We start from the raw sequence: 15,330 nt of genomic DNA on the forward strand, positions 1-15,330 counted from the left end.
GAACTTGCCTCCGTCAGTCTTGTACTTCGTCGTAACGCGCTATGAACTCGTCGAGCCACTCAGAAGGTTCCTCGCCATATGTCTGACGCAGCTGATCGGCAAAGCGCACGGTGTTCGCCCGTCCCGAGAGTACGGCGACATATTCGCGCATCTGCCTAAGATCGAATTCGCAGACAACGCTTCCGCTCTCGCGCTTAAGCAAAAACTTGCGGCTCCCGACTGTCATATCCTCACGGATCGCCTGAAATTCTCGTTCGGTACATTTCAGCCCGCCGATATAGGCAGATCGGTCCGCTGTAGGTGATGGGTAAAGGATTTTTGTCATGCATTGCGCGACGAGGCTGGCTCCTAGACGCGACTCCAAGACGTGCTCAGGTTGCTGTGTTGCAAGTATAAGCATGCCGTTGTTCTTGCGCACGGTGAGCAGGAATTTGTCCACAACCGCGGAGAATTGCGGGTTCAACAAATAGAAACGAAACTCGTCGCAGCTCATGACAAATCGGCGGCCATCCACGACAGAGCCCACTCGATGCAAAAGATATGCAGCGGCCGGTGCACACACCTCCTCATACTCCAGGAGTTGCGTCATATCGAAGCCCGTGACCGAGGCATCCAGCCTTACTTCATCTACCTCGCCGTCGAAAGCCCAACCGAGCGCGTTTCCTCTGCACCACCGCTGTAGTCGCGCACCCGCGCCCTCGGATGGACCGTGTAACAAGAATTCGCGAAGGCCGGCGAGTGAGCGCATACCCGGCTCGAACGAAAGCTGCCGAACAATACCTCGCTCCAGGCGACGATTCTCCTCTGGAGTGATGCCGCAGCGTCCGTCGCTCTCGATCAGCGCCACGATCCATTCGCGCAGAAAGTCCCGCGAAGCCGATGTATTGGGCAGGCCCCGCAGAGGCGCCAAGCCGCTCGGCACTCCTCTGCGTAAAGCGAGGTATGTTCCTCCCGTTGCACGTACCAACAGCTCACCACCACGGTCCTTGTCGAAAAAGACGATCGCGCCATTGCGGTGAGCCATGCTCTGCTCGAGCATGGCCAGGATAAAGGTCATGAGCGTCGTTTTGCCTGTACCGATAGGGCCGAATATTGCGGTCATGCCCACGTCGTTCTCATGGGGGACATAATCGAAAGGGGTCCCACCGTTGGTGCGAAAGCGCGCAACTGCGTTGCCCCAGTGGCCCCCAACATTGCCGCCAGGAAAATTCTCAAATGAAACCAGGCCGGCGAAATTTCGTGACGTGACCGCCCCGGGGCGCGTGCGCCACTTGAAGTTCCCCGGAAGCTGCGACCAGTAAGCGGCCTCCATACCGATACTTTCTTGGACGATGACTGCGCCTGCATCCGTCAACCGTGTGCGGGCGTGCGCAGCGCGATCGGCAAGGTGGTTAAGATTATCGGCATAGACGCAAAGACTTAAATGATGCGAACCCATAACGAACTCGTTGCTTGCCAATGCGTCCTCGGCCTGGGCGAGTTCATCGATCTGGGTGATGGCCTTGTCACCGGAACTCATCATTTGACTGGACTTGAGGCTGAGCTTGGCGTGAGCCTGTGCACGGGTGAGGAACGAGAAACTTTGGCTTAAAACAAGCGGGAAGTCTGTGGACAACAGCGTGTTGAGCATTCCCGGCCGTGTCTTTGCCGGATATTCACGGAACGAAAAGATGGAGCCTACGTAACTGTCTTGCGGCGTTCGAATTTCTAGCGCCCGCTTACCGCAGATGACTCGGTCGGTATAGATCGAAGCGCCAAGTGAGCCGCTGACGACTGGAACCGGTGACCAACGGCAAGTCATGATAAGGCGGAGGGCTTCGCCGATCTCCGAGAAAAGCACGTCATCTTTCTCGCGAACACCGAGCCGGCGCAGCCCATACGCGTCGAGTCCGCCAGCAAGCACGTGCCAGAGATCTTCCAGATTGCGCATCTGGCTTGCAAGATCGTTCTCTTTCCTTTTGTGGAACTTAGTGAACCGGCCGCTTATTTTCGCAAGTGGGGCGCGGGGAAACACAATCAAGGTCAGGAAGTGATCGTTGCGAAAAAGTTTGCCGGAGAGCACACGCTGCTCAAAAGCGTCGCTCAGACGACTTGCAAAAACGCTGCGGAACTGCCGAGCTGGCGGCGACGGCACATGGTTATGGCGCACGAGATGAGCGTTTATTGACACATTATCATCGGCGATGTTGCGCAAGAGCGTATTAAACGCGCGGCAGCGTGCATTGCGGATTTCAATATCTTCCAGTTCAAAGGGCAAACCTCTGACATGTGCCATAGTCATGATGGAACCGTCTTCCAAAAGGACCACGTGATCGCTGAGGTGCCCGATATAGGGAAGATAAATTTCCCCAGACCTCTCGGCCGTGCCGCTTGTGCCGAGCATCACACCATTCCTCTTCCGCGCTGCGGCACCTTTATTGGATTGGGGCTGACACTTGCCCCACCCCAAACCTGACCGTCAATGCTTCTGCCGGCACTCTGCAGAAAAAGCAGCACTACGCTCACGGCGTTATAGTCACGCTCGACGATAACGCGCGCTCCGAACCAAAGTGGCACGAGAACAAGTTCGTAAAGGGGGTTCTGGAAGATGACGATCAAAAACCCGGCTGACATCATGAACAACCCGGCCAAGGTCAGCGGCACTCCGAGAAACAATGCCGGTCGGGTGGCCGCCACATAAAGCGTGCTTTCTTCCAGACGGGCATTCATCCGCCGGCCCCAATAAGCGTTTTTCCGAGAAAGCTGGCTCCGAACATGATGACGATCCCCCCAACAACGCCGGCAACTAGACCGAGTGAAGCACGACCGAACATCCAGGATAGACCGATGGCGACGATGCCGAGAACTGCCAGTGACTGTCCGAACGGACCAAGGATAAACGTGCATATGTTGTTTAGCATTGTGGCAGGGTCGGCGCTTGCGCCCACCTGGGCCGCAGCGGGCCCGGAGGAGACAAAGCTCCACCCGGCCGCCCCACCAGCGGCGGGCGCATAGGCAACGGCCATGCGCAACGCCGTGTCCAGAAGGCAAAAACGCTTCAAACGCTCGTGGCACCTTTTGAGGAATGTCATTACTTCACCTTTGTGTGGTTCAATCGAATATGAGTTGATTGTCTTCCATCGATTTGCGGTCTTTCGGCATCTCTGGAGGATTTGATGAATCGCCGCCGGAACGGTGCCCATCATGGGGACCCCAGACATCCCACGTTTCTTCAGGCTTCGCCTTTTCGCTGCCTTTCTCCGGCGGGAGGAGTAGCGGCGGCACGATCTTTCGCGCGGCTAACTCAACCTTCCGCACATAACCGTTCGCAAACCCGCGCGTCAGATCACCAGTATTGTAGGCGGAGATTGCCCGACGAAGCGCGCGTTGTTCTGCCGCGGCAGTCTTGCCGCCCGCGTAGCGGCTCTCAAGCAAGGTCCCTGCAGCCGAGAGTGAGATGCAGGGCTGAAATGCATTTTCGGGCGTGAGACCAAGCGCAGAAAAGTTCGTCGAATTGATCTGCATAAGTCCGACGTCGATCGAATGTCCCGCTTTGAGGCGCTCCTCGACGCTCTGCGTTGCTTCCATGGGATCTTTCCAGTGAAGGGTTTCACCGGTGGTATTGTCATGTGCCGAAAGCGGTTCAAAATCACTTTCAACTTTGGCAATCGCTGCAAGCGTAGACGGAGAAACCCACGGCGAGCATTCGCGGGCGAGTTGGCCGAACTCACGTAAGGACAGTGGTGCTGCTTCGCTTGAGAGATACATGGACGTCAAAAGGACCATCGAGACTGGCCAAACTGCATTCAACATTTCCCCCTGTCCTCTCTATCGCGGTCGGCCGTGATTGGCACCTGTTGTTCGCGATTATGGGAAGGGTCTGTTACTCTTGGATTTTCGAGTGGCTCCTTTCTGTTTCATCTGAAGCAAATGCCGTTTAGGGCGTCAGGCGAGTACAAGATGCCCGATCCAGGAGCATCACCAAAGTGACCTGCTGCGGCTGTCCTGGAACTCAAGTCGGACAAGCCAGGCATTGTTTCAAAGTTATTCGGCTGTAATCAACTCAAGTGGCGTGATTAATGTAGGCCAAACACACGTTGTCGTTATTGCAGGGACTGCCCACTTTCCATGCGATCGTCTCGACTTGAGCAACTTGATGAAGCTTTCGTCGCCCTTGACCATTTGTCACGTCAGGCTAACGTCGGCACCGGGTCGATAGATGCACACGTCATCAGCAGCTTTGGCGCGCGGGCGGTAGGCGATCGCTCTAGGTGTATATCGTAAGCTCATAAGCTCACGACCAACGGCGCCGCGACCGATGCGGGGGATCTCCTGCCTGAATCGCGCCGCTGGCTTGGCTCCCTCGCTGCTGCTCGGAACCCGGGACGCGCGCCCGTGTGAGCGCCCGTGAACCGCCTCGGCCGCCGGTCGCCAGACACCTCGCGAAAACAAACGTTTATGGGTTGGCGCTTAATTTTCTTGTTGAGCGCTCGCTTACGAGACGAACTTGATCACTCACTCAGCGCGAATACCCTCCAGTCCTCAACCGCTCAGGTGAGGCTGCCGAGAACTCACGCTCGCAAGATCGAACATAAGAGCGCGAGAGCAGCGTCAATGGAAGATGTAGTTTTGCTGACCGGACCGTAGCGGCGTCGGCGCACGGACTTTGAAGATCGGGCCCGGATTCTTGCGGACAGCTTCGCCAGGCGCCCCTGGTTTTCCAACGTGCCCGCGTTTCACCGGTTGGCTCGACAGACCTCACGTACCTCCTCTCGGCAACCCAGGGGCTTCACCCCGTAGATGACCGTAGCGGACACCGCTCACTGCCGCGGTTTCAATCGCAATCGCCGGTGGTCCCAACCGCTAGAAACCTCGGCGGCTGTGGTTGGCGACTCTGTCAATGAGCGGGTGGCGGAGCCGCTCGCCGATCTGGATCCCGGTGGTCTGCGCGGTTCCGGCTTTCAACTCCACTACAAAATGCGCATCAACCGCCGGCGACATGAGCATTGTAGAGAAGGGTCGACCCTTTTCGATCGCACGTATCTTTCCATCTTCGCCGACAAACAGGAGATCGAGCGGAATGGCCGTGTTCTGCATCGTGAAACAGCGTGGCTGGCTGTCCTCAAAAACGAACAGCATTCCATGATCGTCGGCCATCGTCGTGCGGAACATCAATCCGCGCCGCCATTCTGCAGGCTCGTCCGCCACTTCTATCGAGAAGCGTTGCTCGCCCGATTTGGTCTCGACCGATAGAGCCGCCGGGTCGGGCGGGAGCAGCAGCGGGTCTCCGGCAACGACCGTTTGAGCGTTGATGGTGAAGGCCGCCAGCGCGGCGAGATTCAGCAAGGGCATGGAAGGATCTCCGGACTATGGTCGGCACGCCAAGGACGATGGATGCGGGTGGGCTCGGCCGCCGTTGCCAATCATCCCCAAAGTCCCTAACTGAGGCGATCCGTGATGCACGTGCCGCCACATGAAGAGCACCGGGCGAAGCCACCCATCCCGGCGCGCCGTCGCATGGCCAGTTGGTCGACACCTGCGCCGTTCGGCACTCTGAGCAAGCGTCGGCGACCTGGTCGTTTCGTTCGAGAACTTGCTGCCGCTCCACGCGCCAGCGCTGGTGCGTCCAGTGACACTAGCTGGTGCTGCTGGGTCCGCACATCTGCGCCGCATGACCTCGGTCAGGTGCGTCACCATCCTTACTCCGCAGCAGGTGTGCGCATCTACCCACATCACGTTTTAATCCTCGTGCGAATTGCATACGCCAAGGTCCTGGATGACACCGGCTTATGCAGCGCAAGAGCGCAGGCTTGATCGCCGCCCGTGAGTGGCATGTTAAGGTTAGCTCCTCCGACCAGGATGACGGGCACTGTCTTGAGGGCCGCTTGAACGGCGTCCACGCATTGATGCAGAAGAAAAGACGAACGGTCCGCCACAATGAGATCGGCTATTTTCCCCCTCAAAATCCAGTCGCAAAGACTCTCAAATGTCTTGAACCCGACTGGCTCAAAGCCCAAGGCGGCAATCCTGTCCTCATACAACTCCAGCGCCGTTGGATCGGGCTCTACTATGGCGATGATCTCTCCGTTGCCAAGGGGTGTATTAGAAGCACCAAAAAAACAAGCAGGACTGACTGGCTCCTTCGGAGAGGCTGGTAGGTAGATGTCGAAGCGCGTACCGCGCCCAATAGTTGAGCTAACGTCAATGTACCCCGCAAGTGCGCTCACATGACCGTGCACCGCAGCGAGACCGAGTCCCGTTCCGCCGATGCGAGAGCGCGTGGTGAAAAAGGGCTCAAAAATATGTGGAAGTACGGCTTCAGCGATGCCTTCGCCGGTGTCTGCCACGGACAGGAGGACATAGTTCCCAGGTGGCAGATCGCCATAAGCAAGTATTTTCGATTGACAGACAACAGCGCGAGAAACGCTGACCTCAATGCAGCCTTCATCGGTGAACGCCTCTGAGCCGTTTTTGCAGAGGTTCATCAGGATCTGCTGTATCTCGAGTGGGCTCCCTTCGATGACTGTTTGCTTCTCGTCAATTTTGAAATTCAGCTTTACATCCGCTCGAAGCGCTATGCGCAGCAACGGAGCTAGATCCATCACTACCTCGGAGACGTCGAAGGGCTTGATCACACGTTCCCGGTTTCGGCTCAGCGCCAAAATCTGATCGATAATCAGCCTCGCTCTGTCGCCTGCCGAGATGATTTGGTCGATGTAACCTCGAGTTCTTGAGGGGCGACGCAGGAGACTGTGGGCCATCTCGGCGTAGCCGAGGATAGCCCCTAGTATGTTGTTGAATTCATGCGCGATACCACCTGCAAGTGTGCCGACGGCTTTCAGCCGTTCCGCATGCTCCAACCGCTTCTCCAGCAGGACGCATTCGGTCTGCCTACGTTGAAGATCCAGGTAGTTGCAGACACGGGCAGCCGCGCACTCAAGAAGTTGGATCTCACTAAAAGAGGGCTGGAAACCGCCTCCCTCGTAGAGAAGGCAACAAACCGCCATGAGTGGATCTGAGACCTTGAAGACAAGCAGCTGACAAAGCCCCGGTGTACATTCAGCAAAGCAGCCACCGTTTTGCGCTGGAAACAGGCGAAACACGGGCTTGCGCTCCTCCGCCTGGGCAAGAGAAGCGACTTCAAGAAGCCAAGCATCATTCCAGGTAGGCGCAGGAGCATTGGCGGCAAAACACTCGGCAACACACCCGGCACTCACGTCGACCAGTGCGAGCGCGCACTGATCAGCATTGAAAAAGCGCTGGACAACTCGCAGTGCCCCTTGGGTAGAGGAGGTTAGCGAAGCCTCTGTTGCCGCACGACCTTCGAAGCAAGCCCCAATCTCCCTGGTTGCTGCTTGAAATTCCAAGCGCCTTGCCAATCGATCCGTCTGCAGACGCAGCCTGGAGACTAGCGCGATTATACAGAAGCAAAGGCATATAGAAATCACGCCTAGGAAAACACGTGCCCGCTGCTCACTCACATGGAGCAAGCTGTAGCCTTTCAGATATTCGCGCTCCAGTTCTGCAGCTTTGTCGATAGTGTCGGATGACGCGATCGCGTTTACAGCGTCGTTCACCTGCGGCAGCAAGGAAAGGATAACTCGGCCATGGCGAGCAAGCGAATGTTTAATGGCTTCGTCCTCGCCCGTCGTCGCCTGAAGCCGCTCGAGATATTGATCGATCCGTGACGCAAGGCTCGAGCTCGGCCTCAGCGAAAACTGCAGGATCAGGTTGCCCAGTTCGAGAGGCAGTGTAGTACCAGAAACGTCGGTTTCCGACGGCAACTTCGCAAGCAAGCTCAGCGACTGGACGAAGCTACTGAGAGAAGCTTGCAAGATCACGTTTTGCGCGCCCATAGCTGCCACGGCCGCGTCAGTCCTTTCGACTGAAGACTTTACCTGCCTGAGCAGGTGGGAGAGGTCACCGGCGCTCTCAAGAGCCGCCCTTTCAAATAACGGCTCTAGCTTTATCACGCTCTTCCGCAGAGCCCCTATGGTGGCGGGAAGAGGTTGGTAATCTCCCGGGGTGCCGGCACGGGCGCGGAGGACGTCACGTTGCAGTAATGCACAATTGACCTGAATTTTCTCGAGCTCACTTAGGATAGTTTGGCTGGTCTGTTCGTCCTGCCAGCGTGTTATCCCCAGCACCGCAAACAACAAAGTCACAAGCACCAACATTAGGATAATAAGGATGGCACTGAGCCTTTTCTCCCTTGGGGACGGCGAAAAACCATCCGCGTTTTTCGCCCTCTCCGAACACCGGGCCTCGAAGATCAGCTCAGTTTCAATCTGGTGGGTGAACGGCCACTGCTGCGTTAGGAAAGCCACTGTGGCCTCCATTCAGCAGACATCGCGTGCCCGCGACGATACGCCATAGCCTTGCGGCATCGAACGCCGCACGTTCGGGTGGGGCCACGGAAAGTTGCCCGCCTTACTGGGGCTCGAAGGAATTGCATCTGGCGACGAATGACACTCTATTTCCCTTGGACATTCGAGCGGACGTTCGGCGCCACGGGAATCTGCACCCCTGTGGTGCTGAATATCTGGGCACTTTTCGCTCTGTTTCAGCCAGAGGTGCTTGACATGCAATAATGAGCTTTACGCGCAAATAGCGCTTACACGGTGAACGTGACCCGCTATAAAGCTCATCGCCCCCAGTTTGAGCGTTCTCTGCTTCTCGACGAAGATGCTAGATCCGCACGTGCGTCATTGTCGGCCCTGTTGAGGCGCTCTGCGGTCGGACGCATCTCGCTCAGTTCCGCTCGAGAAATGGGTCCCTGACCTCCTGCGTGCCCAAGAGCTTGAGCGCGAGCCTCCTCGATCCTACGGTCCAGATTTGAAAGCGACGGCTCTGCCGCATGTCGAGCTGCAGACGGTGCAAGCGGCTCTACACCGGGAAGCGCACTGACGCTCTGCAAGTGGTCGACTGGCAGTTGCGCCTGTTGCTCTGCGCTCAAGTGGTGGTATCCTTTTAAAAGGGCACGGGCAGCATTGTGCTGGGTGGGTAGATCTGGCGGATCTGTGACCAACTGAACTGCCCGATTAACGAGACGATCTCTATTTCCACTGTCCAGGTCACCTAGGTAGTCTCCTACCTTGGAGAGCGCCATTGCTTGAACTCTCGGGGGATCAATGTCCAGAATGCGATCGACGGCGGCTGTTTTTCTCTCAGGAGTCTGAAATTTGAATGTTGGCGCAATTACGGGAGCTACAGCCTGTGCGAACATACGGTCTGCCGGGCCTTCGTCCAGCGCGACCTCGGCCACGGCCCTGTCGTGCAACGCCCTGGCTGCGCTGCCGAGCTGGTTGATCCGCCCGTGAAACTGTCCCACTGGGCTTGCCTGAACCGCCTCTCGTGTTGAGCGGCTCGTTAGCTCGAAATTCGTTAGGTTATTTGCCGTTTCAGCTGTGTCGTGGGTAGGTAGACGGCTTGCTACCTCGGCCACCAGGTCGTTTGGAAAGTGAGTGTTCCGTTCGGCACTGCCGCCATCTCGGACTGAATTGCCCTCGACACGTCTCCGCTGTCTTTCGCGTTCCATTGGTCACACTCCGACGTTGTTTCTACAGCTCCAAGGCTAACATCGAAGAGTGACCCGCTAAACGGATATTGCGTTACAGTTGTAGTTCTCCGTGAGGCGTCAAATCCAAACCTACGAGCCTGCCGAAGCATCGACTTCCTTAATTAAAACTGCGTTGGCTCCCGAGCCGGAACTTCCAGGTTATTGGATTCTGCCGTCGATGCGCGGGCTGAGAGAATTCGGGTCCTTTCGAAATTTTCTATCACTGAGTACGTGCTGCGATAAGAGGTCATGAGTAGGGAGCGCGCAGGCAGATTTCGGCCTCCGGGATCGACTGCAAACCATACTGAAGGTCGATGGTCCATTCGTGTCGGAGACATGTCGGATCGGTGTTCTCTTTCGCGGTGAGAGGCTCACATTTGATGGCGGGCCGTCGCCGTGGCATGTCGTCTTGCCTTTTCCTCACTGGATAGAACAACAGGTCAAAGAATCCATTTTCCTCCGTCCAGCGGAAGTGAAGACGAAACAGACTCGCCTTTCTATTTGCATTTATTTCGCAAACACGAGTTTTGAATTACAAAGATCGCACTGCCCAATTACATTTGTAACAAAATGATTTACATATGTTCTTGCTTATATTTCGTTACACGCGGTAACCTATATTAGGCGGAATCTTCTTCTCTTCACGAAGGCGTCGTGGTTGGGATTGGGGCCCGTCATGCAATCGCTCGACCCATACGGTGGATCAATGACTTCAGGCAAGAATGCGGCTTCAAGCTTAATTCTAAGCATCATGTGTTCACTGGCTGCAGGTTTTTGTACGGCGAGTCTGTACGCAACATTTCGCCACGGATTCAGCAGTGAAGCGATGATGACATTCGACATCCTCGCCTTTTGGTACGAGACGCCTTTCTATTTGGGTAACACAACCCCCGCCTTCTATCGAGGCTTGGCTGTTGTCGTCGTTACGTCTGGCCTCGTTCTGCTAATCCAGCGAACCGTATGCCCGGCCGATCGCGAACATTACGGCACGGCGCGCTGGGCTGGATTGGACGAAATGCGGCGCGCGGGCTATCTCCAACGATACAGTCGCATCAGCGGCCCGGTATTTGGGAAGACCAGCCGCCCTTCTTGGCCTGGATATTACCTGACCAACGGGGAGCAGCCTCACAGCCTCGTTGTTGCACCGACCCGCGCTGGCAAAGGCGTGGGCGTCGTCATTCCAACGCTACTTACGTTCACAGGATCGGTGATCGCACTGGATGTTAAGGGGGAGCTATTTGAGCTCACCTCCAGAGCACGTAAAGCCGGTGGCGATCATGTGTTCAAATTCACACCGCTGGACCCGGAGCGCCGGACGAACTGCTACAATCCTCTCCTGGATATCATGACCCTGTCTCCAGAGCGGCAGTTCATAGAGGCGCGTCGCTTGGCGGCGAACCTCATTACGGCCAAGGGGGAGGGCGCGGAAGGTTTCATCAACGGCGCACGAGATCTTTTTGTCGCCGGTGTACTGGCCTGCATTGAACGTGGCACGCCAACAATCGGAGCCGTTTACGACCTTTATGCTCAGCCGGGGGAGAAATATAAGCTTTTCGCGCGGCTCGCGGCGGAAACCCAGAACAAAGAGGCTCAGCAAATCTTCGATAACATGGCGGGCAACGACACGAAAATCCTGACCTCTTACACTTCAGTGCTAGGCGACGGAGGGCTCAACCTGTGGGCAGATCCGCTGGTTAAAGCGGCGACAAGCCGATCAGACTTCTCAATCTATGATCTGCGCCGTCGAAGAACTTGCATTTATCTTTGCGTCAGTCCAAACGATCTCGAGGTGCTCGCGCCACTGATGCGCCTACTGTTTCAGCAGATCGTATCTGTTTTACAGCGCTCGCTGCCTGAAAAGGATGAGAAGCACGAGGTGCTATTCCTGCTCGATGAATTCAAGCACTTGGGCAAGCTGGAGACGATTGAGACAGCCATTACGACCATCGCGGGCTACAAGGGCCGCTTTATGTTCATCATCCAGAGCCTTTCGTCCCTGACGGGCACATACGATGAGGCCGGCAAGCAAAACTTCCTCAGCAATACTGGTCTGCAGGTCTTCATGGCCACGGCCGATGACGAGACGCCGGCTTATATTTCGAAAGCTATCGGTGACTATACGTTTCAAGCTCGCTCAATTTCCCACGGTCGAGGCCTCGATCGCAATATTCAGATTTCAGGTCAAGGGGCACCGCTATTGCGACCCGAACAGGTGCGCCTGCTGGATGACGAATGCCAGATAGTCCTTATCAAGGGACAGCCACCACTAAAACTGCAAAAGGTGCGATACTATTCCGATCGAATCCTGAAGCGCATCTTTGAAAGCCAAACTGGAGGCCTTCCGGAGCCAGCATGCTTGACGATGTCGGAAGAGGATCACAGACCATGCGCGATGCCCGCAGCAACAGCAGTCAACCAGGTTCTCTCGTAAACCGTCCGGCCAGGGCCGCAGGTTAGGCAGCCTGATGTTGTAGGGACTTCGGTGGCTGCCAATTCCACGGGAGCAATTGCTCGAGCCTGGTGATCAATGCGAGCGAGCACGTCGGCAAGCCATGCCTGCGGATCGACGTCGTTAAGCTTGGCGCTCATGATCAGCGTCGATGAAGGCCGCACGATCGGCACCACGATCAGAGCCGGCAAAGAGCCACGACTTTCTGCTCATGCTGCGCTTCCTTGCCTGATGCGCTTGTGGCTGTTCTCGCAGACCCCGTTCTATCATCAGCTCGAAGCGGTAGCGCCTCTTCACCCTCCACAGATCCAGCGCAAAGCCGAATACATCTGGAGATCGTCCCATGACAAAGCGGCTTGTTGAGGTGATACCTGTCTCGTGAGGAGAAGGAGCCGCTCGTCATCACATTCCTCTTCGTGAGCTGCCATCGCCGCAGCGCCAAGTCCGCAAGTGCGACTACGAGTTCCGGAAAAGCGATGGCGCACAATACTGACGTTGCCGATCAACATGTGGCAAAGCCTTCAATGACACTTTTAAGGAGAACGAAACAAATACCGTGCCTGGTGAAATTAGCCTGTTTGGCTGATAGCCTCAATACCGCTCTGTCGCATGTCCGACATTGTCTGACATCAGTGGGGCTTGCACTTCCCACTGGCTCGAACAAGCCGTTGAAATTTAATGTTCCCTTTAAATGTATCTGACTGGCACACCTCTTGCCGGGAAGAGGGGCGAAGCGGTTTTAACGCTTCGACAGGTCAGGCTTTCGAAAGGCGAAACATGCGAGCTACATTTGTGAACCAGCTTGATGACGGCCCTGCTACCGTGACCACCAAGACGCGTTCTGCCCAGATGACCACGGTCGCCAAGGCGATCGATTCCAACCCCAACCAGGCTCCCGAGCATGCCGCCGATCCTCGCGCCTATCTGAACGAGATCGACGGCGACAAGGCGATGGCCTGGGTCAAAACGCGTAACCTGTCGACCGTTGACAAGCTGTCGAAAGATCCTCGCTACAGCGAATACCAGGCCGACATTCTGAATCTCCTACAGGCCACCGATCGTATCGCTTCGCCCCGGTTCGCGCACGGCGGGATGATCGATAACTTCTGGCAGGACGGCACGCACGTGCAGGGCCTGTGGCGACGTACGACCTGGGAATCCTACAGGTCCGGCGACCCGCAATGGCGCACCATTCTCGATATCGATGCGCTGTCCAAGGCCGAGGGAAAGACCTGGGTGTTCAAAGGCGGGGACTGCCTGCCCCCCGCCAATAATCTCTGCCTGATCCGCCTGTCCGATGGCGGCAAGGACGCCGATGTGGTGCGCGAGTTCGACGTTGCCAAGGGTGAATTCATCAAGGACGGCTTCGTCCTGCCCGAATGCAAGCAGTCGGCGACCTGGGTGGACGAGAACACCATCTATGTGACCCGGGAATGGACGCCGGAGGAAGTGACCGCTTCCGGCTACGCCTACGTCACCAAGGTGCTGAAGCGCGGCCAGAGCCTGGATCAGGCGGTCGAGATCTTCCGCGGCGACAAGAAGGACGTCTCGGCTCGGCGCGGCGTGCTGCGCGACCTCGACGGCAATTATGTGATGGACACCTCCTATCGCGGCCTCGACTTCTTCAATGCTGAGCGAGCCTTCTACCCGAACGGCAACACAGACACCCAAAAGGTGGTCCTGCCCCTCCCGACCACGGCCACTTTTGACGGCTACTACAAGGGCCAGGCAATCTATCGGTTGAAGTCGGACTGGACCTCGGCCAAGGGCACCGTTTTCCACAATGGCGCGATTATCGCTTTCGATCTCAAGGCGGCGCTCGCCGATCCAGCGCACGTCGAACCGCTTGTGCTGTTCATGCCAAACGAGCATCAGTCTGTCAAAAGGATTACTCAAACCAAGAACCGTCTCGTGCTGTCGATCCTGTCGAATGTCAGCGGCGAGGTGCGCAGCTTCAATTTCGGCAAAGGCGGCTGGTCGTCCTTCAAGGTGGCCCTGCCGGAAAATTCGACCCTGTCGGTGACGTCCAGCGACAATGAGAGTGATCAACTGTTCGTCTTCTCAAACGGGTTCCTTGAACCTTCGACCCTGTTTCGCGCCGATGCTGCAAGCGGCAAAGTCGAGAAGATCAGGTCGGCCCCGGAACGCTTCGATGCCGAAGGCCTGCAAGTCCAGCAGTTCTTTGCGACCTCCAAGGATGCCACGAAAGTTCCGTATTTCCTCGTCGCGCGCAGGGACGTCAAGTTGGACGGCACGAGCCCGACCATCCTCTACGCCTATGGCGGGTTCGGAGTTCCAGTGTTGCCCAACTATTCGCCGGCGATTGGCAAGCTATGGCTGGAAAAGGGCGGTGCCTTCGCGCTCGCCAATATTCGCGGCGGCGGCGAATTCGGACCGAAATGGCACGAAGCTGCATTGAAGACCCATCGTCGGCGCGCTTTTGACGACTTCCAGGCCGTGGCGCAGGATCTGATCGCAAGGAAGGTCACCTCGACACCGCATCTTGGGATCATGGGAGGCTCGAACGGCGGCCTGCTCATGGGCGTCCAATTGACCGAGCGCCCCGATCTGTGGAACGCGGTCGTGATCCAGGTGCCGCTTCTCGACATGGTCAATTTCACGCACATGTCGGCAGGAGCCTCTTGGCAGGGCGAATATGGCAATCCAGACGACCCAGTCGAAGGCGCCTTCCTGCGCTCGATCTCGCCTTATCATAATGTCAGGGCGGGCGTGGCTTATCCCGAACCGTTCTTTGGGACATCGACCAAGGATGACCGCGTCGGTCCGGCGCACGCGCGCAAGATGGCCGCCTTGTTTGAAGATATGGGGCTGCCCTTCTACTATTACGAAAATATTCAGGGCGGTCACACCGGCGCCGCCAACCTGCAGGAACGAGCCCGCCGCTACGCGCTCGAATACACCTACCTGTCCCAAAAGCTCATGGACAACACATGAATCCGTAAGCCTTAGGCCGTGCGGGCCGATTTGAGCAAGATGAAGCCGGCCGCGAGGGCGGACTTGCCGCGCACGACGGGTGGAACCGAAAATCTGCACCAGATGCGCCGACAAACCCCGCCGTTCGCCAACAGCTCGCCCCCGGGCCTGGCCCCAGCCCGCCGGCTGGCGGTGATCATGCATCGCATGTGTGACGAAACGGAGTTTTCCTGGAGCAGAAAAGAAGGTCTTGGCCGGCTCAACGCTGCGCTGATTGACGGCTCCGCGCCGAGCCTGGCGTCGTCGAGACCGAACAAAGGAGGTGAGGATATTCCGCCCCGGGGCGGTATTGATGTCCTTCGCGGGACGAGGGATGGGGTGAGATCGTTGCAAGCACACTGGGCCGGTC

The 15,330-nt window shown here is 57.0% G+C and carries 8 protein-coding genes and 1 pseudogene; 2 read left to right on the forward strand and 7 right to left on the reverse strand.

All coding sequences use genetic code 11. From position 1 onward, the window contains the following. Positions 1-13: 13 nt before the first annotated feature. From virB4 to AYK65_RS18975, 6 genes are all read right to left on the reverse strand, one after another. The gene (virB4, locus tag AYK65_RS18950; RefSeq protein WP_081159512.1) at positions 14-2,383 is read right to left on the reverse strand and encodes a type IV secretion/conjugal transfer ATPase VirB4; all 2,370 of its coding nucleotides are present in this window, start codon (positions 2,381-2,383) and stop codon (positions 14-16) included. Further along, the gene (locus AYK65_RS18955; protein ID WP_028002346.1) at positions 2,383-2,709 is read right to left on the reverse strand and encodes a type IV secretion system protein VirB3; all 327 of its coding nucleotides are present in this window, start codon (positions 2,707-2,709) and stop codon (positions 2,383-2,385) included. Before AYK65_RS18955 ends, virB4 begins: the two co-directional genes overlap by 1 nt. Beyond that, positions 2,706-3,071, reverse strand: a complete 366-nt coding sequence (gene virB2 / locus AYK65_RS18960; RefSeq protein ID WP_081159515.1) for a pilin major subunit VirB2 — start codon at positions 3,069-3,071, stop codon at positions 2,706-2,708. Before virB2 ends, AYK65_RS18955 begins: the two co-directional genes overlap by 4 nt. Before the next feature lie 19 nt (positions 3,072-3,090). Further along, on the reverse strand, positions 3,091-3,792 hold the full coding sequence (locus AYK65_RS18965; RefSeq protein ID WP_081159517.1) for a type IV secretion system lytic transglycosylase VirB1: 702 nt from the start codon (positions 3,790-3,792) through the stop codon (positions 3,091-3,093). A 1,050-nt stretch (positions 3,793-4,842) separates the two neighbouring features. Continuing rightward, positions 4,843-5,325 carry a DUF192 domain-containing protein gene (locus AYK65_RS18970; RefSeq protein ID WP_244560019.1) on the reverse strand — a complete coding sequence of 161 codons (483 nt, stop codon included), beginning with the start codon at positions 5,323-5,325 and terminating at the stop codon, positions 4,843-4,845. A 386-nt stretch (positions 5,326-5,711) separates the two neighbouring features. Then, positions 5,712-8,306: a two-component system VirA-like sensor kinase gene (locus AYK65_RS18975; protein WP_081159553.1), complete on the reverse strand. Its 2,595-nt coding sequence runs from the start codon at positions 8,304-8,306 to the stop codon at positions 5,712-5,714. 1,938 nt (positions 8,307-10,244) lie between these two features. On the opposite strand from AYK65_RS18975, the gene virD4 reads away from it, so the two are divergent. After that, entirely contained in the window at positions 10,245-11,969 is a 1,725-nt protein-coding gene (gene virD4 / locus AYK65_RS18985) for a type IV secretion system ATPase VirD4 (protein WP_081159555.1), read from the forward strand. Positions 11,970-11,991: 22 nt separating this feature from the next. Here virD4 and AYK65_RS18990 read toward each other — a convergent pair. After that, positions 11,992-12,203 (reverse strand): annotated as a pseudogene (locus AYK65_RS18990) (transposase domain-containing protein); the annotation flags it as partial. 561 nt (positions 12,204-12,764) lie between these two features. Between AYK65_RS18990 and AYK65_RS18995 the strand changes: the two are divergent. Next, entirely contained in the window at positions 12,765-14,942 is a 2,178-nt protein-coding gene (locus tag AYK65_RS18995; RefSeq protein WP_081159524.1) for a prolyl oligopeptidase family serine peptidase, read from the forward strand. Positions 14,943-15,330: the final 388 nt, after the last annotated feature.

Origin of the sequence: Ensifer aridi, from assembly GCF_002078505.1 — a bacterium.
Taxonomy (GTDB): domain Bacteria; phylum Pseudomonadota; class Alphaproteobacteria; order Rhizobiales; family Rhizobiaceae; genus Sinorhizobium; species Sinorhizobium aridi.

What these genes read in the sequence shown, in the direction of transcription:
- AYK65_RS18965 (WP_081159517.1), bottom strand. Translation starts at nt 3,792, where the DNA reads ATGTTGAATGCAGTTTGGCCAGTCTCGATGGTCCTTTTGACGTCCATG.
- virB2 (WP_081159515.1), bottom strand. Translation starts at nt 3,071, where the DNA reads ATGACATTCCTCAAAAGGTGCCACGAGCGTTTGAAGCGTTTTTGCCTT.
- AYK65_RS18955 (WP_028002346.1), bottom strand. Translation starts at nt 2,709, where the DNA reads ATGAATGCCCGTCTGGAAGAAAGCACGCTTTATGTGGCGGCCACCCGA.
- virB4 (WP_081159512.1), bottom strand. Translation starts at nt 2,383, where the DNA reads ATGCTCGGCACAAGCGGCACGGCCGAGAGGTCTGGGGAAATTTATCTT.
- AYK65_RS18995 (WP_081159524.1), top strand. Translation starts at nt 12,765, where the DNA reads ATGCGAGCTACATTTGTGAACCAGCTTGATGACGGCCCTGCTACCGTG.
- virD4 (WP_081159555.1), top strand. Translation starts at nt 10,245, where the DNA reads ATGACTTCAGGCAAGAATGCGGCTTCAAGCTTAATTCTAAGCATCATG.